At 49.8% G+C, this 19,620-nt stretch carries 20 protein-coding genes; 7 read left to right on the top strand and 13 right to left on the bottom strand.

Annotated elements, in window-relative coordinates; genetic code table 11:
- Positions 1–17 precede the first annotated feature (17 nt).
- The 8 genes from der to rlmN form a co-directional block, all read right to left on the bottom strand.
- Positions 18–1,427, bottom strand: coding sequence for a ribosome biogenesis GTPase Der (der, locus tag MA2_RS00860; RefSeq protein ID WP_067055022.1), 1,410 nt, complete (start codon positions 1,425–1,427; stop codon positions 18–20).
- A complete protein-coding gene (locus MA2_RS00865) occupies positions 1,424–2,719 on the bottom strand; it encodes an outer membrane protein assembly factor BamB (protein ID WP_067055025.1) in 1,296 nt (431 codons plus the stop codon). Before MA2_RS00865 ends, der begins: the two co-directional genes overlap by 4 nt.
- An 85-nt stretch (positions 2,720–2,804) precedes the next feature.
- Positions 2,805–3,689 carry a YfgM family protein gene (locus MA2_RS00870; protein ID WP_067055028.1) on the bottom strand — a complete coding sequence of 295 codons (885 nt, stop codon included), beginning with the start codon at positions 3,687–3,689 and terminating at the stop codon, positions 2,805–2,807.
- A gap of 10 nt (positions 3,690–3,699) precedes the next feature.
- Positions 3,700–5,031 (bottom strand): histidine--tRNA ligase, encoded by a 1,332-nt coding sequence (hisS, locus tag MA2_RS00875; protein ID WP_067055030.1) that lies wholly within the window; start codon positions 5,029–5,031, stop codon positions 3,700–3,702.
- Between the two features lie 98 nt (positions 5,032–5,129).
- A complete protein-coding gene (ispG, locus tag MA2_RS00880) occupies positions 5,130–6,248 on the bottom strand; it encodes a flavodoxin-dependent (E)-4-hydroxy-3-methylbut-2-enyl-diphosphate synthase (RefSeq protein WP_067055033.1) in 1,119 nt (372 codons plus the stop codon).
- 36 nt (positions 6,249–6,284) lie between these two features.
- Positions 6,285–7,148 (bottom strand): RodZ domain-containing protein, encoded by an 864-nt coding sequence (locus MA2_RS00885; protein ID WP_067055036.1) that lies wholly within the window; start codon positions 7,146–7,148, stop codon positions 6,285–6,287.
- A gap of 51 nt (positions 7,149–7,199) precedes the next feature.
- Positions 7,200–8,093 carry a type IV pilus biogenesis/stability protein PilW gene (gene pilW, locus MA2_RS00890; protein WP_067055039.1) on the bottom strand — a complete coding sequence of 298 codons (894 nt, stop codon included), beginning with the start codon at positions 8,091–8,093 and terminating at the stop codon, positions 7,200–7,202.
- 138 nt (positions 8,094–8,231) lie between these two features.
- Positions 8,232–9,407 (bottom strand): dual-specificity RNA methyltransferase RlmN, encoded by a 1,176-nt coding sequence (rlmN, locus tag MA2_RS00895; protein WP_067055042.1) that lies wholly within the window; start codon positions 9,405–9,407, stop codon positions 8,232–8,234.
- 88 nt (positions 9,408–9,495) lie between these two features.
- Here rlmN and MA2_RS00900 point away from each other — a divergent pair, with 88 nt between their 5' ends.
- The 4 genes from MA2_RS00900 (at position 9,496) to MA2_RS00915 (ending at position 12,732) form a co-directional block, all read left to right on the top strand.
- Positions 9,496–9,744: a GNAT family N-acetyltransferase gene (locus MA2_RS00900; protein WP_067055045.1), complete on the top strand. Its 249-nt coding sequence runs from the start codon at positions 9,496–9,498 to the stop codon at positions 9,742–9,744.
- Between the two features lie 53 nt (positions 9,745–9,797).
- Positions 9,798–10,139 (top strand): GNAT family N-acetyltransferase, encoded by a 342-nt coding sequence (locus tag MA2_RS00905; RefSeq protein ID WP_067055048.1) that lies wholly within the window; start codon positions 9,798–9,800, stop codon positions 10,137–10,139.
- Between the two features lie 55 nt (positions 10,140–10,194).
- A complete protein-coding gene (gene dusB, locus MA2_RS00910) occupies positions 10,195–11,205 on the top strand; it encodes a tRNA dihydrouridine synthase DusB (protein WP_067055051.1) in 1,011 nt (336 codons plus the stop codon).
- 180 nt (positions 11,206–11,385) lie between these two features.
- The gene (locus MA2_RS00915; protein ID WP_079352161.1) at positions 11,386–12,732 is read left to right on the top strand and encodes a S1C family serine protease; all 1,347 of its coding nucleotides are present in this window, start codon (positions 11,386–11,388) and stop codon (positions 12,730–12,732) included.
- A 434-nt stretch (positions 12,733–13,166) separates the two neighbouring features.
- Here MA2_RS00915 and secB read toward each other — a convergent pair whose 3' ends face one another.
- The 4 genes from secB to rsgA form a co-directional block, all read right to left on the bottom strand.
- Positions 13,167–13,631, bottom strand: coding sequence for a protein-export chaperone SecB (gene secB, locus MA2_RS00920; protein WP_067055053.1), 465 nt, complete (start codon positions 13,629–13,631; stop codon positions 13,167–13,169).
- 75 nt (positions 13,632–13,706) lie between these two features.
- Positions 13,707–13,967, bottom strand: a complete 261-nt coding sequence (gene grxC, locus MA2_RS00925) for a glutaredoxin 3 (protein ID WP_067055056.1) — start codon at positions 13,965–13,967, stop codon at positions 13,707–13,709.
- A 106-nt stretch (positions 13,968–14,073) separates the two neighbouring features.
- Positions 14,074–14,475, bottom strand: a complete 402-nt coding sequence (locus MA2_RS00930; RefSeq protein ID WP_067055410.1) for a rhodanese-like domain-containing protein — start codon at positions 14,473–14,475, stop codon at positions 14,074–14,076.
- Positions 14,476–14,605: 130 nt separating this feature from the next.
- Complete coding sequence (gene rsgA, locus MA2_RS00935) at positions 14,606–15,673, bottom strand: ribosome small subunit-dependent GTPase A (protein ID WP_067055059.1); 1,068 nt, start codon at positions 15,671–15,673, stop codon at positions 14,606–14,608.
- A gap of 295 nt (positions 15,674–15,968) precedes the next feature.
- Between rsgA and orn the strand changes: the two genes are divergently transcribed.
- A complete protein-coding gene (gene orn, locus MA2_RS00940; protein WP_067055062.1) occupies positions 15,969–16,523 on the top strand; it encodes an oligoribonuclease in 555 nt (184 codons plus the stop codon).
- 61 nt (positions 16,524–16,584) lie between these two features.
- Here the strand turns inward: orn and hemP are convergent, their stop codons facing one another.
- The gene (gene hemP / locus MA2_RS10805) at positions 16,585–16,749 is read right to left on the bottom strand and encodes a hemin uptake protein HemP (RefSeq protein ID WP_079352160.1); all 165 of its coding nucleotides are present in this window, start codon (positions 16,747–16,749) and stop codon (positions 16,585–16,587) included.
- Between the two features lie 176 nt (positions 16,750–16,925).
- Here hemP and MA2_RS00945 point away from each other — a divergent pair, with 176 nt between their 5' ends.
- The gene (locus MA2_RS00945) at positions 16,926–17,978 is read left to right on the top strand and encodes an NUDIX domain-containing protein (RefSeq protein WP_067055065.1); all 1,053 of its coding nucleotides are present in this window, start codon (positions 16,926–16,928) and stop codon (positions 17,976–17,978) included.
- A 132-nt stretch (positions 17,979–18,110) separates the two neighbouring features.
- Positions 18,111–19,538 (top strand): glyceraldehyde-3-phosphate dehydrogenase, encoded by a 1,428-nt coding sequence (locus tag MA2_RS00950; RefSeq protein ID WP_067055068.1) that lies wholly within the window; start codon positions 18,111–18,113, stop codon positions 19,536–19,538.
- Positions 19,539–19,620: the final 82 nt, after the last annotated feature.

The following is a 19,620-nucleotide window of genomic DNA, read 5'->3' on the forward strand; positions in this document are numbered from 1 at the left end:
GATGAAGTTGCGCTAGTTTAGCGTTTTTTATCGCGCTGTTTGAACTTTTGAATCTGCCGCCGCTTGCGCGCTTGTTGGGCCTCGGTCAGGCTACTTTTACTTTTGCGCCCGGCATACGGGTTGGCATTTTGTTTAAATTCAACGCGAATCGGCGTACCTTCAAGCTTAAATACCTTGCGAAACTCATTTTCTAAATAACGCCGATAGCTATTGGGCACTTGGTCGGTTTGGTTGCCGTGGATCACCACAATCGGTGGATTATGTCCGCCCAAGTGGGCAAAACGTAGCTTGATCCGTCGCCCACCCACCATGGGCGGTGGATGCGCACCCACCGCATCCTGCAAAATCTGCGTCAAGCGGCTGGTTGAGATATCAAGCGTCGCCGAGGCATATGCACGCGCAATCGACGGGTACAGCGAGCCCACGCCTGTGCCATGTAGTGCCGAGATAAAATGCGTCTTGATGTAAGGGATAAAATGAAACCGCCGATCCATTTCAGACTTGATCCAGTTTTTTTGCTCATCGGATAAGCCATCCCATTTGTTGATGGCAATTACCACCGCACGCCCTGCTTCTAGCGCGAAACCCAACAAATGTAAATCTTGGTCAGTGATGGATTCTTGCGCATCAATGACTAAAATCACTACCTGCGCGTCTTTGATCGCCTGTAGGGTTTTGATTACCGAAAACTTTTCAACTTTTTCATCAATGCGTCCACGGCGGCGCACACCTGCCGTGTCAATTAGCACATAGTGCTTGCCTGCGCGTTCAAACGGGATATAAATGCTATCGCGTGTTGTGCCAGGCATGTCAAACGTCACCACGCGGTCTTCACCCAACATACGATTGACCAGCGTGGATTTGCCAACGTTGGGTCGCCCGATGATGGCAATACGCATACCTTCAGGTATTTGTTCTGCTGTGTTTTGTTCGGGCAAATCCGCGGTTAGGGTTTCAAGCAGGTTGGTGACACCGCGTCCATGGCTAGCAGCAAGCGGCTGTGGTTCACCAAAACCCAGCGCGAAAAACTCACTGGTCGCCGCCTCATGCACACCGTCGATTTTGTTGGCAACCAAAATCACAGGTTTGCCCAAGGTGTGTAGCTGTTTGGCAATGTTGCTATCGGCGCTGGTAATCCCTGCACGGCTATCGACCACAAAAATGATACGGTCAGCCTCTTCAATCGCAGTTTGCGACTGCGCTGCCATGTAGTCATCAATCGCGCCTGTGCCATCGTCTTGCTCGCCGATACCGCCTGTATCAACCACAATAAACGACTTGCCCTCAAAATTGACCTCACCGTATTGACGGTCACGCGTCAAACCTGCCAAATCCGCCACCAGTGCTTGGCGGCTGCGCGTAAGTTGGTTAAACAACGTTGATTTGCCGACGTTTGGACGACCGATCAGTGCAATTACTGGTTTCATAGACGCACCTGCCACACGCTAAAGCTGCCATCATTGTCTGTCGCCAACAGGCGGCTGCCCTCAAGTTGTAAATGGGTGACGGCGTGACGGGCTTGTTGGCGGTCAATCGGGTTGCCCGTAGCTTTGTCAAAGGCGTGGATATAGCCATACACATCACCGACCAAGACCGCGCGCGGCGTAGCGACGGCGTTACTGAGCCCACGGTAGGCAAGGGTATCGCTTTGCCAATGCAGCGTACCTGTGACTTTATCTAAGCACAGCAATTTACCATCGAGAGTCGTGGCGTAGAGGCTATCACCATCAAGCGCGACAGATTTTAAACTGGCAACATCTTGGGTAAATAAAAGCTGCCCCGTTGCCAAATCCACCGCCACGAGCTGCCCACTGTAGCTGATGGTGTAAAGTGTCGTGCCTTCAAACACAGGCGTTGCATCAATATCAGCTAGACGGTCAATATCGCTGGCACCGCGAACTTGGCTGATGCGCCGCGACCACAACGGCGTACCGTTGGCAAGCGTAATACCGTGCACGCGTCCATCTGCGGTTGAAACCAATGCCGTGGTTGCATCCAACGCGATGGGGCTAGCAGCACCACGTAGGCTGAGATTTGGATTTTGGGTGGCAAACTGCCAGACCACTTGTCCTGTTTGGCGATCAAGGGCAGTGACTACACCGCTGTTACTCAAGGCAACAATGCGCGCGCCACTGACCAATACAGGCGACATCACAGGGCTGGCAAGCTGCGTTTGCCAACGGGTTTTGCCGGTTGTGCGTTCAAGCGCGATCACCTTACCTGCGCGGTCACTGACCAACACATTGCCGTTTGTGTTGTCAAGACTTACGCCACCTGTGATGGCATTGGGTAAGCTGATTTGCCACTGGGTTTGCCCTTGTGGATTGATAGCCGTCACGATACCATGGCTTGCGGCACTGACAAAACCGTTTGTATCGCTGGCAACTTGCAAGCCTGCGCCTGTTTGGGTCGCGCCGTGTTTTTTTGATGGTTTGACCGCGCTGGTTTTGCCATTGCCCCAGCCAAAACGTCGTTTGCCTGTCGGCGCAGCGTGATAAAACGCAGGCGCGAGCATGGGCTGTGGGTTATTGATTTGTACCAAGGCGGCAGGTGGGTTGATGGGCTCAGATTTTTTAAAATAACTACAGCCGCTTAAACTGCCCATGCCGAGTAGTGCAGATAACAGCACAGTATAAGCCGCGCGCGGTAGGGCTACCGCTGGTCGGCGCGTGACAGCTGTAGGATAAGGTGAATACGAATTGATGTATCGCTGGGTCATACAACGCCCTCAAAAACTTTAAATAAATAGCACTGCCTGTTAATCCGTCGGTAGGTTAGACCAAATCAACGTGCAGCTAGGCTGATTAAGGTTGCGCCGCCGCGCTAGTTACCGCTGGCGTGCTGGCGGATGCTGCGTTACTGCTCGCGCTAGGTTCAGCCGCGACTGCATTGGATGACGCTTGGGCAGGTTCGGATTGAACAATCACCCCACCTGTTGGGTCAGGCTGTTGAACGGTTAAGCCCAAGCTCTCCATTTTTACACGCAATAAGGCGCGGTCTTGTGGCACGGCATTGTTTTGGTTACGCGTCTGTAGCCCCTGCCATGCTTGTTGGTACAATTTACTTGCCTGTGCTTTATCACCGCGTTGCAATGCAATATCACCAAGCAGCTCATTTTTGCTGATATCAAACGCAGCAGGCATAGGCGTTTGTAGGGCTTGCGCTGCTGCATCGGGTTGGTTGTCGGCAAGCAACGCCTCGGCATAGCGCAAGGTAGCAATTGCCTGTAGCCCGTCATCGTTTATGTTCAATTCACGCGCTTTTGCCAGGGTGGCTGCCGAACCTTTAAAATCATTGGCATCGGCTTGTAACGCTGCTTTTTGGATCAACGCTTGCCAGGTATACACTGAGTTGCCATGCTGGCTGATAAAATTATCCAAATCTTGTGCCAGTTGCTGTTTAGCCGCCATCAGTTGCTGATGGCTTGCCGCATCAGCTGATGATTTTTGTAAATCATCAAGTTGGGTTTGGTCAAGCTCAATTTTGGCAAAATCAGTCATCGCGCGGCTGTCGATACGTCCGCCATGCTGTTGCCAGTAATTCCAACCAAAATAGCCCGCCAATGCAAGCAATATTGCCAGCACGATATAGCCGCCGTACTGCTTGAGCGCGCGCATTGCCTGTTGGTCGTCTTGCTCGGGTAGGTTGGTTTTTGGTGTTTTAACCAACGGGGAAATATTTTTTGCCATACTTTTTCCCTTAACTGTGTTGGTTGAGTGGGCTGGCATCGGCATCAAATTGCCAATCATGTGCGTCGAATTGGCGTTGCTCGCCTGTCGCCATGTTTTTAACACTGACTTTGCCGTTGTCGATTTCATCTTGCGCCAAAATCATGGTAAACGCTGCGCCTGATTTGTCCGCCTTTTTCATTTGTGCTTTAAGACTGGTCGCGCTTGCCATCTTGACGCGCAAGTCAGGACGCGCTTGGCGCAGGTTTTGGGCATACGTCATACCATGGGCAAACAGTTCAGGCTGCGCAACGACGAACACGTCACAATCGGCAGGCATGGCTTGTGGATTGACTTCTGCCATGAGCAGTAGCAGACGCTCAAGCCCCATGGCAAAGCCCACCGCAGGCTCGGATTGCTCAGGCTTGCCTTTTAAGATTCCAACCAAGCCGTCATAGCGCCCACCGCCGCAAACCGTGGCTTGGCTGCCCAGTTTGTCGGTGACCCATTCAAACACGGTTTTGTTGTAATAATCCAATCCGCGTACCAGTTTATCATTGATTTCAAACGCAATGTTGAGCGCGGCAAGATAGTGTTTGACTTGCTCAAAATGCGCTTTAGATTCCTCACCCAAAAAGTCGGCAAGGCGCGGCGCGTTTTGTAACACGGCTTGCGTGCTGTCAATTTTACTGTCAAGTACGCGCAGCGGATTGGTGGTGACGCGGCGTTGGCTGTCTTCATCAAGCTGGTCAAAATGCTGATTAAGATATTCCACCAACGCGGCTTTATAGGCGTGGCGTTCGTCGGCTTCACCCAATGAGTTAAGCTGTAAAGTCAAATGCTCGGCTATGCCAAGTTTGCGCCACATGGTTGCGGTCATGGCAATCAATTCTGCATCGGCATCGGGCAATTCGCTGCCAAAACTTTCTACACCAAGTTGGTGAAATTGGCGATAGCGTCCTTTTTGTGGGCGTTCATAGCGAAACATCGCGCCCATATACCACAATTTGGGCGTATCACCACGGGTTAGGTTGTGTTCGATGACCGCACGCACCGCACCTGCTGTGCCTTCGGGGCGCAGTGCAAAACTGGCTGTCTCATCGTTTTTATCTGTTTGGTTGTCAGCGTGATAGGATACAGCAAACATCTCTTTTGCCACGATGTCGGTATCCGTGCCCACGCCACGGGCAAACAGCTGGGTTTCCTCAACCAGTGGCAAGCGGATTTGGCTATAACCGTAGCTATCAAGTACGCTGGTTAAAACAGACTCGACATAACGCCACTCCGCCGACGAGCGTGTCTCTTTGGTCGCTGCAGGTAAGATGTCCTTAAAGCCGCGAATCGCGGTGATTTTATTGCTCATTATTCACTCAGATGATTAAAGTTTAGTGAACTTATTTTTTAACAAAGCTAAGTTCACTAAAATAAGTCTATAGGATGGATCTTGCGGCTTTTGATCGATTAACTTTGTACACGCAAAATCTCATTTGCGCGCTGGGCCTGCCGTTCAGCGACTTTAGCCCGTACCATCGCCTCAATCTCATCGGCTAATTTGGTCGTATCAATCAGATGTGATTTTTCACCATTTTTATACACCAAACTATTGGGCGATGCACCCACCACACCAATATCGGCCTCTTTGGCCTCCCCCGGTCCATTGACCTTACAGCCAATCACTGATACATCCATCGGTTCGCGAATATCCTCTAGGCGACTTTCTAGATCCGTCATCACCGCAATGACGTTAAATTCTTGCCGCGAGCAGCTAGGACAGGCGATAAAATTCACCCCATTGCTGCGGATATTCAATGATTTTAGGATGTCAAAACCGATTTTGATTTCTTCTTCAGGCTCTGCCGCCAGTGAGATACGCATGGTATCGCCAATGCCATCAAGCAGCAAGCCGCCTAACGCAATCGCTGATTTGACCGTACCTGTACGGTATACGCCTGCTTCGGTGACACCCAAGTGTAGCGGATTGTCAATTTGTGCCGACAGCAAACGGTATGCGTCAAGTGTCAAAAATACATTACTGGCTTTGACCGACACTTTGTATTGGTCAAAGTTATTGCGCTCTAAAATGTCGATATGGCGCAAGGCAGACTCAAGCAGCGCCTCACCTGTGGGCTCACCGTATTTTTTTTGCAAGTCTTTTTCTAGTGAACCTGCATTGACCCCAATGCGCATACTGATGCCGTGATGGCGTGCTGCGGCGATGACTTCACGCACCTTTTGCTCGCTGCCGATGTTGCCAGGGTTGATGCGTAAACAATCTGCGCCTGCCTCAGCGGCTGCCAATGCAATCTTGTAATCAAAATGAATATCTGCCACCAATGGCACGCTGACTTGTTTTTTAATCTCAGCAAACGCTGCGACGCTGTCCATCGTTGGGGTTGAAACGCGCATGAAGTCTGCACCTGCCGTCACGCAGCGTTCAATCTGTGCCACCGTGGCTGCCACATCACAGGTGTCGGTGTTGGTCATGCTTTGTACGCTAATTGGCGCATCGCCGCCCACGGCAACGTTACCAACATAGATTTTTTTGGTCGGACGGCGCTGAATCGGGCTGTGATTTGACATAGTTGTCCTTGGTTTTTTAAATAGGGTTTAAAAACGCTACGGCGCAAGGCTAAAGTTGGCTTGTCCGTTTTGCGCATATTGACTTAATTTAATGGGTTGTCTGTTTAAATCAAGTCCTACGCGATCAACATTGTCAATTTGAACGTTAAATGGCGGCTGACCACTGAGCGAATACGTGCCCGCGGTTTGCTGCCCTTGCATGATGGCGTTGCCCGTCGCATCGGTGATATTGACGGTGGTCGGGTTTTTAATCAACACATCCAGTGTTGCTGCACCCACTGCCGCTGACGTCGCGTTATCAATCGCGCTGCCTGCGCTGTTTAGCCCTGTGGCATCGCCAATCGCTGACCCACTGTTGTTAAAGGTGCTGCTTGTGGTGTCAATCGCCGCGCCGCTGACTTGTTCTTGTGGGGTAAGCGTGGTATCGACAGGCTGAGACTCGGTGTCTTTGTGCGCATGCGTGACAGTACGAAACACAAAAAACGCCAATGCCAACGCCACCAACACACCAACCAAAATCAACGGGTTAAATTTCAATGTTGGACGAGCATCGCGCTGCAATGTACCCATCGGCTGAACGGGCGCACGCACGATGTTGGCGCTTTCTTTGAGCTGGGCTGGGTACTCACGATCAAAGCTTTCGGTGATCGCGTCTTTGTCCAAGCCCAAAAACCGCGCATAGCTTTGGGCAAAGCCGCGCGCAAATGTCGGTTGGGGCAAAGCTGCAAAATCATTGGCTTCTAATGCCACCAAATGTCGCTTTAAAATATGTGTGTGACTGGAGGCTTGCTCAAGACTGATGCCCTTGGCTTCACGCGCTTGGCGTAGCCGTTGCCCCAGCGGCATACCATTAGATTCAAAACTTGGCGAAAGGGTGCGGGCGTTGTCTTGCGTGTCCATCGAATATCCGTATTACTGATCGGTTGAAGGTTAAAAATAAGTGGCTAAAAATTATCGCCAAGCAGCGGTTGGGTTGGCAAGCCAGCCTTTGACCTGACGCGCTTCATCGCTGAGCGGATAGCGGTCAAACAGCTGACGGGTGTATTGCTGCTCTTGGTTGCGGTTGCCTGCCAAATGCGCCAACTGAATGCCTTGGCGCAAGGTGCGCGGATCAAGGTTGTCTGCCATCAAGCGCAGTAGGTCATTGTGCAATTCACGCGCTTCAGCGATGCGATTTTGCTGTAAAAAAATATCCACCAGCTCAGTGCGCGCAATCACACTGGTGCGATCAGCGTCTAAAGCTTTTAACAATGCCGTGGTGGCAAGCGGCACGTTATTGACTTTTAACGCGGTGCGCCCCAAGTTTTCTAGCGCACTGGCGCGTCCGTCATAGCCCAACGCCGCGCCTGCAATTTCAAATTGCCGAATCGCCTCAGCATTACGCCCAATTTGCGCCAAGTACACACCGTAGTTATTGTGCGCCTGCATATAATCAGGATCTAGTGCCAATGCCTTTAAAAAATAGCTTTCAGCTTTTTGTAGATTAATCGGGCTGCCTTCTTGCTGAAGCAACACACCCATCATGTCATACGCGGCAGCTGAGCGCGGATCGGCTTTGAGCGCGTCCTCAAGCTGGCGTTTGGCATTGTCAAGCTGATGGTTACGGATAAATTCTGCTGCAATTGCTGTGCGGACTTTGGCAATCTCTTTGGGGTCTTGCCGACGGCGGCTTGGGTCGCTACTGGTGACAGTTTGTGTGGTGGGCGCGGCGGCTGGGGTGCGACTGGCGCAGCCTGCTTGCAAAAACATCAGTCCTGCCAATGCCGCAACAAGCAGCCAATAGCCGCTTGCTGTGTGTTGCATCTGGTATGCGCGCGCTTTATCTTTATATAGATCAATATTCATGCCGCGGTACACCCTCGCCAAAATTGTTAAATTCCCAAAACACTGTCTGCTATAGCCCGCTACTATAGCAAAACGCCATGCCAACAACAACCGCTTTACAAAGCGTTGCTAAATTTTGCGCCGTTACTTTGACCGATATCAGGCGGTTGTATGACTTGCGACGCGCTGCTGCCAACGTTGGGCACGTCGGGTTTTGTCGGCAACTTGCCCGACCAACTGCCCACACGCCGCGTCGATGTCATCGCCTCGGGTTTGGCGCACGGTACAAACAAACCCTGCTTGGCTTAAAATCTGGCTAAAGGCGTGAATACGGTTGTTACTTGAACGTGCGTACGGTGCGTGGCTAAAGGGATTAAACGGTATTAAGTTGATTTTGCACGGTAAATCTTGCAGCAGTGCAACCAATTCATGCGCGTGCACATCAGTATCATTAACGTCTTTGAGCATGACATATTCGATGGTGACATGTTTTTTGTGGCGTGGATTTTCATCATACACATACGCCTTTGCCGCTGCCATCAAGTCGGCTAATGGATATTTTTTGTTAATCGGTACCAGCTCGTTGCGCAGCGCATCATTAGGCGCGTGTAGGCTGATTGCCAATGCCACGTCAATGTCTTTTGCCAAATCATACATTTTTGGCACAATGCCTGAGGTCGATAGCGTCACACGGCGTTTAGACAGCCCAAAACCAAAATCGCTGAGCATGAGCTGCATACTGGTGACCACAGGTTCATAGTTGAGCAGCGGCTCGCCCATGCCCATCATCACCACGTTGGTGACCATGTTTTGGCGTTCAGTGATGGGCATATCTTGCATGTAAGATTGGTTGGCGACCCACAGCTGCCCGATGATTTCACTGGCGGATAAATCGCGCTCAAAGCCCTGTTTGCCTGTGCTACAAAACGCGCAATCAAGCGCGCAGCCAACTTGCGATGAGATACACAAGGTTTTGCGCCCAAATTGCTTGTTGTCATCGGCAGGGATCAGCACGGTCTCGACTAACGAGCCGCCCGCCACTTCAAACACCCACTTGCGCGTGCCATCTTCGCTAAATTTTTTAAACTTGACCGTCGGTGGTGTGATGGTTGCCACGCGCGCCAATTTATCCTGCAATTTTTTGGACAAATTGGTCATCTGATAAAAATCATCCACGCCAGATTGATAGATCCATTTCATCACTTGATTGGCGCGAAACGGTTTTTCACCCAAACCGACAAAAAACGCTGCCAATGCCGCCTGACTCATGCCAAGCAGGTTGGTTTTGGCAGGATTTTCATCCACAAAGGTTTCAACAACGGGAATTTTACTCATGGTTGGCTTATATCACAAATCTGATAAAACTTGCTATTATAGTCAAAATTGTAAGTAAAGTCATTTTTTGTCAGAACAAGTAGTTAGCATGAAAAATTATCGCATTCGCCGCGAACAGCCCAGCGATTTTGCCCACATTCATACGCTGATCAAAACAGCGTTTGCTACTGCTGATGACAGCGATCACCAAGAGCAATTTTTGGTCGAACGCTTGCGGCAAGATCCAGCTTTTTTGCCCAAATTGGCGTTGGTGGCAGAACATATAGTGAAAACTGAATTATATCGAACAGGTTCGTTCGTGGTAGGCCTGTCGAACCATAACGACCGTTACCCTTAGACAAGCTCAGGGCAAACGGTGCTTACTATAATTTAGGATTGACTATAAAAACGGTGAAATCATCGGGCATATTGTTTTTTCAGGCCTTGATCAACGACACAAAGGTGTTGGCACTTGCGCCGTTATCCGTGCACCCCACTTACCAAAAGCAGGGCGTTGGTGCGGCATTGATTCAGCACGCCCACAAATTCATCCAAGCGTTGGATTATCCTGCTGTGGTCGTGCTTGGGTATTCTGATTATTACGCCAAATTTGGCTGCCAACATGTAGGTAGATTGGGTCTGACTGCGCCATTTGACGTACCCGATGGTGCGCTGCGCGTGTGGGTTTTATCAGATACCACCTATGATACGCTCAATGTTGAAATTCAATATGCTGATGCATTTTTTGGCTAATTTGGCTTTATTGGTTTGGCTAAACACAGTAAAATAAGCAATTTTTACGCCGTCTATGTCTACACCACACCCCATACTGACTCCCCTAAAAATTGGCAGCCAAACCATCGCCAATCGCTTAATCGTTGCGCCGATGGCAGGCGTGACGGACAAGCCGTTTCGTAGCCTATGCCGCCGTTTTGGCGCAGGGCACGCGGTGTCTGAAATGATGACATCTGATGCAACTTTATTTGCCCACCAAAAAACGCTGTTTCGGGCCAATTTTGACGGCGAGGTCGCGCCGATTGCTGCACAAATCGCGGGTGCTGAGCCTACCAAACTGGCGGAGGCAGCGCGTTATCAAGTTGCCAACGGTGCGCAAATCATTGATATCAACATGGGTTGTCCTGCCAAAAAAGTCTGTAAAAAACTGGCAGGCTCGGCGTTGCTGCAAGATGAGGATTTGGTCAAGCGACTGCTTGATGCAGTGGTGGGCGCGGTTGATGTGCCCGTAACGCTCAAAACGCGGCTAGGTTTTGCCAATGGGCAAGAAAATATTTTGCGTGTTAGCCAATTGGCGCAGGATGCAGGCATTGCTGCGATTGCCATTCATGGGCGCACGCGTGAGGATAAATACCAAGGGCAGGCGCGCTATGAGTTAATCAGCGAGGTCAAAAATAGCCTAAGCATACCTGTTATTGTGAATGGTGATATCGACAGCGCACCCAAAGCGGCGCAGGTTTTGGCACAAACGGGCGCAGATGCGGTGATGATTGGGCGTGCGGCGCAAGGGCAGCCGTGGATTTTTCGTGATATCGCGCATTTTTTGCAAACAGGCGAACACTTGCCTGCGCCCAGTGTGGCAGAATTGCGCGATATTGTGCTGGCGCATTTGGACGAGCTTTATGCGTTTTATGGCGAGTATTCGGGTTGTCGGATCGCGCGTAAACATATCGCGTGGTACACCACAGGGCTGGTCAATTCCAACGCGTTTCGCCAAGCCATGTACGCTGAGGACAGCACACGCGGACAGTTTGCGGTGGTGGATCAATTTTTACAAACCGCACAACGCGAGGCAGACGCTTAATCAAGCCGAAATCTACCAACCACCACCTGCACCAAATGCTACCAATTTATAACCAATACTAAATTGTCAGTAAGATTTGGGTGGCATACAATACGCGCCAGCTCATCGATTGTTTACGTATCAACTAGGAATCCATTACCGCCACGCTTGCAAAGCGCAAAAACCAACTGAGAAAACCGAATGACCCAACGTCCAAATCTGCCACCGCATGATGAACACACCACCCAATCAAGCCCCACATTGCCACCAGCACCACGGCATAAATCGCTCAGTGCGGCAGTGGTTGTACCGTGGACGCTGCTTGCCGCACTGGTATTGGGCGGTGGCTGGGCACTGAGCCAAGGCACGTTGTCATTACAGTCTGCTAGCACCGCCGTGCCCACGGAGGCAAACTCATCTGAGAGCGCAAGCACCAGCGACTGGCAGCCGCCAAAACCTACGCCTGTACCTGCGCAAACGGTGCCCGATACAGCGACCAACTTAGTCGCCTCTTATCACAACGCCGTCACCACCGCCGCGCAATCTGTGGTCAATATCTACACCACACAAAAAATCAGTAATCCTTACGCCAATGACCCTGTCATGCGACGGTTTTATGAGTACCACGGCATGCCAAGCGAAGGTGAGGAAACCAACCTTGGTTCGGGCGTGATTATTTCACAAGATGGTTATATCGTCACCAATGCTCACGTCATTGCCCAAGCTGATAACATCGTTGTGATGCTCAACGACGGGCGCAAGGCAGCGGCGCGCTTGATTGGCAGTGATCCTGAAAGCGACGTGGCGGTTATCAAGGTGGATTTAACAGGCTTAAAACCACTTGGTTTTCGTGAAACACCGATTAATGTTGGTGATGTTGTGTTAGCGATCGGTAACCCGTTTGGGGTGGGGCAGACGGTGACGCAAGGTATTATCTCTGCTACAGGGCGCACAGGGCTTGGCATTAATACTTTTGAGAACTTTATCCAAACCGATGCCGCGATCAATCCTGGTAACTCAGGTGGCGCGTTGGTCGATGCCTATGGCCAGCTGATCGGTATTAACACAGCGATTTATTCGCGCTCGGGCGGCTCGATGGGGATTGGTTTTGCCATCCCAACCGATATCGTCAAAAACGTCATGAACAGTCTGATTAAAACAGGGCATGTCAGCCGCGGTTGGTTGGGCATTGAACTACAAGGTCGTGCCAAAGACCCAACCAAGCTAAGTGATGATGCAACGGGTATTGAAGTGATGAACGTATTGCCCGATGGGCCTGCTGCCAAAGCAGGACTACAACGTGGCGATATTATCACCGCGCTTGATGGACAGACTTTGACCGATGCCAACAGCCTGATTCAACTGGTGGCACGTAAAACTCCAAACAGCACGATTACTTTGACCATACAACGCGGTGATGAACAACGCCAAATCCCCGTAATCTTGGGTGAGCGTCAAGGGCAGGTCAATCAAGCCCAACCATTGCCCCAAGAGCTAGACCCACATCAGATGAGCCCGCGTGAATTGATGGAATTGTTTAATCGATAATATTGGCTGAACAACAAAAGTTTAGACCATAAAAAAGCGTTTGCAGTCAGGCAAACGCTTTTTTATCTATGCTTTATCCTCTGTTGCCGTAAAACCACCGACTTCAGGCGGTGGATATAAGGCAATTGTTAAATGCGATGAGTTTTGCTATACTCATCTCACTATATTCAATGTCTTACATTCCACAGTTAAGTTAAGACTAAATTGCGAGTACGCAGTAACTTAACTGGTAAGACGTTTCCAAACACACACTTAAGCTAATTCGTGTCTATGACAATCCTAACGGTAGGATTAGCTTAAAATAAGAACCTAAGATGTACGGTGTGTCGTACGGGCGGTTGCCATTGTCTTAGGTTTGCGGTGGGGCTTCACCGTCTTGCAGAAGGAATCCCCTCACTTTAGGGAGGGGAGGAAGTCAAAAAGCTGACGTCCAATCAAGCATGATGATCGTCTGCGTCAGTTTGGGTTTGGTCTTGCTGTGCCAAAGTTTGTGCATACGCTTGGTCAAAATTGACAGGCGCGAGTAACAACTGTGGGAAGCTACCGCGATTGACGATATCACTGACCACCTCACGCGCATAAGGGAATAGCACGTTCGGGCAATATGCGCCCAAAATTGCACCCAATTGGTCGTCGGGGATATTTTGCAACATGAAAATACCCGCTTGATGAACTTCCGCGACAAACGCCGCCGAGCCACCATTATTAGCGGTCACATTGACCGTCAAAACCACTTGATAATGCAAATCATCGAGTTTTTCTGCACTGCTAGATAGGTTGATGTCAAGCTCAGGTTGCCATTCACGGGTAAAAACATCTGCACCTGGCACTTCAAGCGATAGATCTTTGACATAAATACGCTCAAGTGCCAATTGTGGTAGGTCGGTTTGGTCAGTCATGGGATGCTCCAAATGGATTTTATATATCCGTGATTAAAGGGTTAATCGAGTAAAATTTATTTATTGCGCCAACATTTATTGCGCCAACATAGCGTCAAGTTTGCCTTCACGCTCTAAAGCAGCTAATTGGTCAAACCCACCCACAAAGGTATCGCCAATAAAAATCTGCGGTACGGTGCGGTAATTGTTGGTTTTTTGCATCAAGGCTTGGCGGTCGGCAGGTGATAAATCGTGCATACCGATCTCCTCAAAATCTGCGCCTTTGTTTTTAAGTAACGTTTTGGCTTGCATGCAATAGGGGCAAATCGGTGTGGTATAGACTTTGACGTGTGCCATACAGTCATCCTTATATCATGGTTGTTCGTTTAAAATAATTAAAATATCAGCAAAAATTGCTTAAATCATCATAGCGGTAAATCACCAAAAGTCAATGCATTTTGTCTTATTTTACCAAAGGTAAACCTGCCGCTTGCCAATTAGCAATACCACCATCTAAACGATACACATTGTCTTTGCCAAGTAGGGCGACCGCTGCACCTGAGGTCATACCCATCTGACAGACCACCACGATAGGCTGACTTTGGGTTTTTAGACTATCTAAATGGTTTTTAAAATCAGTGAATGGAATATTGCGGCTGCCTTTGATATGCCCTGCGTCAAATTCTTTTTTACTACGAATATCGATGAGCTGGGCATTTTGCTCATTGACCATCATGCCAATGGCGTTGGGACTGATTTTTTTGCCGCTACGCCGTGTTTCTAGCATAAAATACATGACAATCAAAGCAAACAACGTGCCAAACAAAAACGGGTGTCGCCCCATAAACTCAAACCAACGTTCCAATCTGACCTCCCGTTTGTGCCCGTATTTAAATTGGTTGGGCGTTAAAAATAAGCGTATCGGTGTATTATAACGGGTTTGTGGCGCGCTGGCAAAGCCACCCAAATGCCGATCCAAACGCCAAATAAGATCGCTAAACCGCTGCTTGTGCTTCAGCTTGCAACGTGACCAAACTTTCTACCCGTCGCGCCAAGACTTCGCCTTGCTCTACCGCATGCCACAGCGCACAGCCTAATGACTCAGGGGTGTGCTGGCAATCGCGAAAGCGGCATTGACTGGCTAACGGCGCAAGCTCAATAAAGCCTGCCAAAACATCGGCGCTGGTCAGATGCCACAGCCCATACTCCCGAATTCCTGGTGTATCAATCACCGCACCTTGTTGCAGATTTGTTGGCACAAACGGCAATAAGCGGCTGGTTGTTGTCGTGTGTTGTCCAAGCTGTGAGAGCGTTGAGATGGCGTTTACGGCTTGGTCGGCATTGGGTAGTAGTTGATTGGCAAGACTACTTTTGCCGACTCCCGATTGTCCAGCAAAAATCACCGTCTTGCCTGCTACCTGCGCGTGCAATGCGCTCAAATCGCCATTGGCTTGGGTAGTTAGCGTGTGATAGCCTAACGCATGGTACTCTTTTAGCAGGGTTAAAATATCGTCAAACTCGGGCGCGGCTAGCAAATCAGCTTTGTTGAGCACCAACAGCGGTGTAACCTCGCTGTGATGACACACCACCAAATAACGGTCAATCAGCTGCGCCGCTGGGGCAGGCAAGGGCGCAAAGACAATCGCCAACAGATCAACGTTACTGGCAACGGGTTTAAGTTTATGGTAGCGGTCGGGACGGGTGATGACGTTTTGGCGTTCGTACAATGCCTCGATACGCCCAAGCCGTGTGTTGGGGTCAGCACTTAAACGCACGCGGTCACCTGTGGCAATCAGCGGCAAATTGGTGCGCGCATGACAACGCCACACGCTGTGTAGCGTAATCGGTTGCCAAAACGGAATCGGCTCGCCTTCGGCAACCGAAGGTGCGCTAGGCAAGTGTGTGGGCAGGGACGTGGCTTGTACTTCTAGCTGTTTACCGTAGTTGGCGATGACCACGCCGTCAAACAAATCATCTTGGTCAATAACCTGTTGGTTTTGCTGCTGTTTTTTGATACGGCGGCTTTGTTGGTCGGTGAGTTTACGCTTACGAATTAACGCCATACACGCACTACTTGCATCATGATAAAATTATCCGCGGTCAATGTTGTTAGATTTGATACCCAAATAAAAGCAAACAAACTATTTTAGCCTAAAATTGGTCACAAAAAAATCAGTTATTTTGTAGCCAAATCTTAAAACGGGTGACCAAAAGCCGCGCCAATTTTTGATACAGTTTTTGCCGCAGTTGCCAAGCCGTGCCAAAGTGCCTACAATACCGTGCTAAAATATCGTGCTAAAATATCGTGCTAAGTCGCGCTATAAAAGACACGATACGCCAGACAAAAGACCCCACATTATGCCGATTGACAACAAAAACTTGGTTTGGATTGACCTTGAGATGACAGGGCTCAACACCCAAACCGATACCATTATTGAAATTGCCACCTTAGTGACCGATAGCGAGCTCAATATCCTTGCCGAAGGTCCTGTGTTTGCCATTGCCACCCCTGCGCTGGTGCTTAATGCCATGGACGATTGGAACACGCGCCAACATGGGCAATCGGGTTTGATTGACCGCATTCGCCGCAGTGACATCACATTGGCGCACGCCGAGCAAGAAACCATCAATTTTTTAAGCAAATATATCGAAGCAGGGCGTTCACCGATGTGTGGCAATTCGGTGTGCCAAGATCGTCGTTTTTTGGCACGTCAAATGCCAGCCCTTGAGCGGTTTTTTCATTACCGCAATCTGGATGTGTCCTCGGTCAAAGAGCTTGCCTATCGCTGGCGCCCCGATATTTTAGCCAGTTTTGAGAAAAAAGGCAGCCATTTGGCATTGGATGATATCCGTGACTCGGTGCGCGAGTTGCGCCATTATCGTACGCATTTTTTTAATCTGATCGCGCCATAATCCTTGTTATTTTGTACAAAAAAGCCAGCACTTGGACTGGCTTGTTTGATCAAATCAATGTTTATTTGGTTAAAATCAAGCGATTGTTGCGTGTTAGGCGTAGGCGATACTCCTCGCCGCCGTGTTGAATGCGAATCTCCTTGCTCATGGCAAATAAATGTTGTGATTGTAAAGTTGGCAAGGCGGTTTGGGCTTGCGGGATGACGCGGTTTAATAAATGATACATCAGATGGCTCCTATGCATGGCTGGCTAGACAAAGCGAATAAAATAGCTTTTATTTGATAACGATTATCATTAATAATTTGCGCTCTGTCAAGCCGTTTAACAAAAAATTTTGCTTGGGCAAAGTTTGCTTAAATAAATATGGCTACGTAGCGGTATGATCGCTGTGAGGAACTAGCATGCCAACCACCTTAAGCCCTACTAAATTCATTAACGTGGCGGTTGCGGTCATCGCGTTTAGTAGCGCCAACGCACCAACGCGCTACCTGTTGGCACGTCGCCATGCCCACCAACATCAAGGTAATCGCTTTGAATTTGTTGGTGGTAAAATCGAAACAGGCGAAACACCACGGCAAGCCTTGTTGCGTGAAGTGTACGAGGAATTGGGCGTTCAGATGGCAGATAACGGTTGGGCGCGATTGGGTGTGATTTGCCATGATTATGGTGATCAACGCGTAAGCCTACACGTATTTTATACACAGGCAACGGCTGAGCAATACACACGCCTGCAAGGGCAGGGTAGCGAGGGGCAAGCGTTGGTATGGGCGACACGCGCCGATATCAGCGCAGGTAATTATCCGTTACCTGCTGCCAATACGCGGATTGTGGACTGGTTGGCATTGTCCAATGTCATCGGTATTAGCCGTGATATCGCTGCTGCCACCCATGCTTTGCCCACGTTTGATACATGGCTCGATGTTTATACGCACAAACTGCCACAACACGCATGGCTGTACGTGCGCCTGCCTAGCGTGTTGGCACAATCTGACGGCACACAGGCATATCTTGCAGCGTGGCAAGCGTTGCATACCAACCGCCCTGATGTGACGTTTTTGCTTAGCTATCAAGCGGTTGGTCAATTGGCTTGGCCTGGTTGTGACCATAACCATGTGGTGCTACATCTTAACCATCATCAGCTGATGGGCAGCACGGCGCAAGATTTACTGCCATCCTGCCGCTATTTTGCCAGTTGCCATGATGCAGATAGCCTAAGTAAGATAAACCAGCTAGCACAAACCCATACTGTTATGGGGGCATTTTTATCGCCTGTTTTGCCCACGCCCACCCATCCCGACGCGCCAACGCTGGGCTGGCAAGGTTTTGGTCATCTGGCGGCAAGCAGTAAGGTGCCGATTTTTGCGCTTGGTGGTATCGGCATAGCAGATATCGCCGCCGCGCGCGCTCATGATGGCTACGGTGTGGCAGGTATTCGCCTACTTGATGCTCTGTGAGCGGTGACAAAACCGCTGACAGTGGCGCAGGTTTTGGCTATAATAACACCAAACTATTTTGTAAAGCGCATTTGCTACATTTAGTGATTGTTTTTTTTCTTCATTTTTATTTAGTAATAAAAAGGACGACCAATGACCAACGCTTATACCCAGCGTCATCAAGACCACCAAGCCCAAGCCCAAACCCACACTGCCAATCTAGAGCGATTGCTAGCTACGGCCAATCAGCTGTATCGTGACCGCAGCGTTGTGGTCAGTTTGTTTGACCGTCCTGTTACCAACAGCAATGTGCGCCGCATTGCACAGGCCTATCAGCGTACCCAGCAGCTAAGCGATGTTGAACTGCAACACGCTTTGCAAGTATTAGACGCGCTCAATGCCAGTGATATCAAAAACAGCCAAGTGGATATCGGGCGTTTGGCACAGCGTCTTAGCGAAGGCACAGACGCACAGCAAGTGCTCACAGATGCCCAAGCGCAAGCAGGCACAGGCAGTGATGGCGCAACCGATGTGGTGCTGTATGGTTTTGGACGTATCGGACGGATTTTGACCCGTTTGATGCTTGAAGATAGCGGACTAAGCCGTGGCTTGAACCTACGCGCGATCGTGGTGCGCAAAAGCCAAGCCAATGACCTTGTCAAGCGTGTTTCGTTATTAGAGCGTGACTCGGTCCATGGTTGGTTTGATGGCACGGTGATTGCCGATGAGGAAAACCAAGCTATTATTGCCAACGGGCAGTACATCCAAGTCATTTATGCCGATGACCCGAGCCAGATTGACTACACGCAATATGGCATCAACAATGCTTTGGTGATTGATAACACAGGTAAATGGCGCGATCCAGACGGTCTTGCCAAGCATCTACAAAGCCAAGGCGTTGCCAAAGTGCTTTTGACCGCACCGAGCAAAGGCGACATGAAAAACGTCGTATTTGCTGTCAACGACAACGACATCACAGCCGATGACAAATTGATCAGCGCGGCAAGCTGCACCACCAATGCCATCACGCCTGCACTCAAGGTATTGCACGACGAGTACGGTGTGCAAGCAGGGCACGTTGAAACCATCCACTCATACACCAATGACCAAAACTTGGTAGACAATTACCACAAAGCTGAGCGTCGCGGACGTGCTGCAGCAATGAACATGGTTATCACCGAAACAGGTGCTGCCAAAGCTGTTGCCAAAGCCTTGCCTGCGCTTAAAGGCAAATTGACAGGTAACTCAATCCGCGTACCAACGCCAAACGTTAGCTTGGCGGTATTGAACGTTACCTTTGACCGTGCGCCTGCCGATGCTGAAACGCTAAATAACTTTATGCGTCAAATCGCAACCAGCAGCGAGTGGAGCGCGCAAATCGACTACACCGACTCACCCGATGCCGTCTCAACTGACTATATCAGCGCGAAAGAAACCAGTATTTTTGATGCCAAAGCGACCATCGTCAGCGGCAATCAAGCGCACTTGTACCTGTGGTATGACAATGAAATGGGCTATAGCGCGCAAGTGTTGCGCGTGGCGCAAAAAATGGCAGGCGTGACCACACCAAAACTGGTCTAACGTATGCCGTGACTAGATAAAAAAACCCGACGCGTTCGGGTTTTTTTGTGGCAAATCGTTTAAATAAACACAAGGATTAAAA

Origin of the sequence: Moraxella atlantae NBRC 14588, assembly GCF_001591265.1 — a bacterium.
GTDB lineage: Bacteria > Pseudomonadota > Gammaproteobacteria > Pseudomonadales > Moraxellaceae > Faucicola > Faucicola atlantae.

Excerpts from the sequence above, each read along its gene's own strand:
- rlmN (WP_067055042.1), bottom strand. The coding sequence starts at position 9,407 with ATGAGTAAAATTCCCGTTGTTGAAACCTTTGTGGATGAAAATCCTGCC.
- hisS (WP_067055030.1), bottom strand. The coding sequence starts at position 5,031 with ATGAGCAATAAAATCACCGCGATTCGCGGCTTTAAGGACATCTTACCT.
- hemP (WP_079352160.1), bottom strand. The coding sequence starts at position 16,749 with ATGTATCATTTATTAAACCGCGTCATCCCGCAAGCCCAAACCGCCTTG.
- secB (WP_067055053.1), bottom strand. The coding sequence starts at position 13,631 with ATGACTGACCAAACCGACCTACCACAATTGGCACTTGAGCGTATTTAT.
- pilW (WP_067055039.1), bottom strand. The coding sequence starts at position 8,093 with ATGAATATTGATCTATATAAAGATAAAGCGCGCGCATACCAGATGCAA.
- MA2_RS00885 (WP_067055036.1), bottom strand. The coding sequence starts at position 7,148 with ATGGACACGCAAGACAACGCCCGCACCCTTTCGCCAAGTTTTGAATCT.
- der (WP_067055022.1), bottom strand. The coding sequence starts at position 1,427 with ATGAAACCAGTAATTGCACTGATCGGTCGTCCAAACGTCGGCAAATCA.
- rsgA (WP_067055059.1), bottom strand. The coding sequence starts at position 15,673 with ATGGCGTTAATTCGTAAGCGTAAACTCACCGACCAACAAAGCCGCCGT.
- MA2_RS00870 (WP_067055028.1), bottom strand. The coding sequence starts at position 3,689 with ATGGCAAAAAATATTTCCCCGTTGGTTAAAACACCAAAAACCAACCTA.
- MA2_RS00950 (WP_067055068.1), top strand. The coding sequence starts at position 18,111 with ATGACCAACGCTTATACCCAGCGTCATCAAGACCACCAAGCCCAAGCC.
- MA2_RS00865 (WP_067055025.1), bottom strand. The coding sequence starts at position 2,719 with ATGACCCAGCGATACATCAATTCGTATTCACCTTATCCTACAGCTGTC.
- MA2_RS00915 (WP_079352161.1), top strand. The coding sequence starts at position 11,386 with ATGACCCAACGTCCAAATCTGCCACCGCATGATGAACACACCACCCAA.
- grxC (WP_067055056.1), bottom strand. The coding sequence starts at position 13,967 with ATGGCACACGTCAAAGTCTATACCACACCGATTTGCCCCTATTGCATG.
- MA2_RS00900 (WP_067055045.1), top strand. The coding sequence starts at position 9,496 with ATGAAAAATTATCGCATTCGCCGCGAACAGCCCAGCGATTTTGCCCAC.
- MA2_RS00945 (WP_067055065.1), top strand. The coding sequence starts at position 16,926 with ATGCCAACCACCTTAAGCCCTACTAAATTCATTAACGTGGCGGTTGCG.
- dusB (WP_067055051.1), top strand. The coding sequence starts at position 10,195 with ATGTCTACACCACACCCCATACTGACTCCCCTAAAAATTGGCAGCCAA.
- ispG (WP_067055033.1), bottom strand. The coding sequence starts at position 6,248 with ATGTCAAATCACAGCCCGATTCAGCGCCGTCCGACCAAAAAAATCTAT.
- orn (WP_067055062.1), top strand. The coding sequence starts at position 15,969 with ATGCCGATTGACAACAAAAACTTGGTTTGGATTGACCTTGAGATGACA.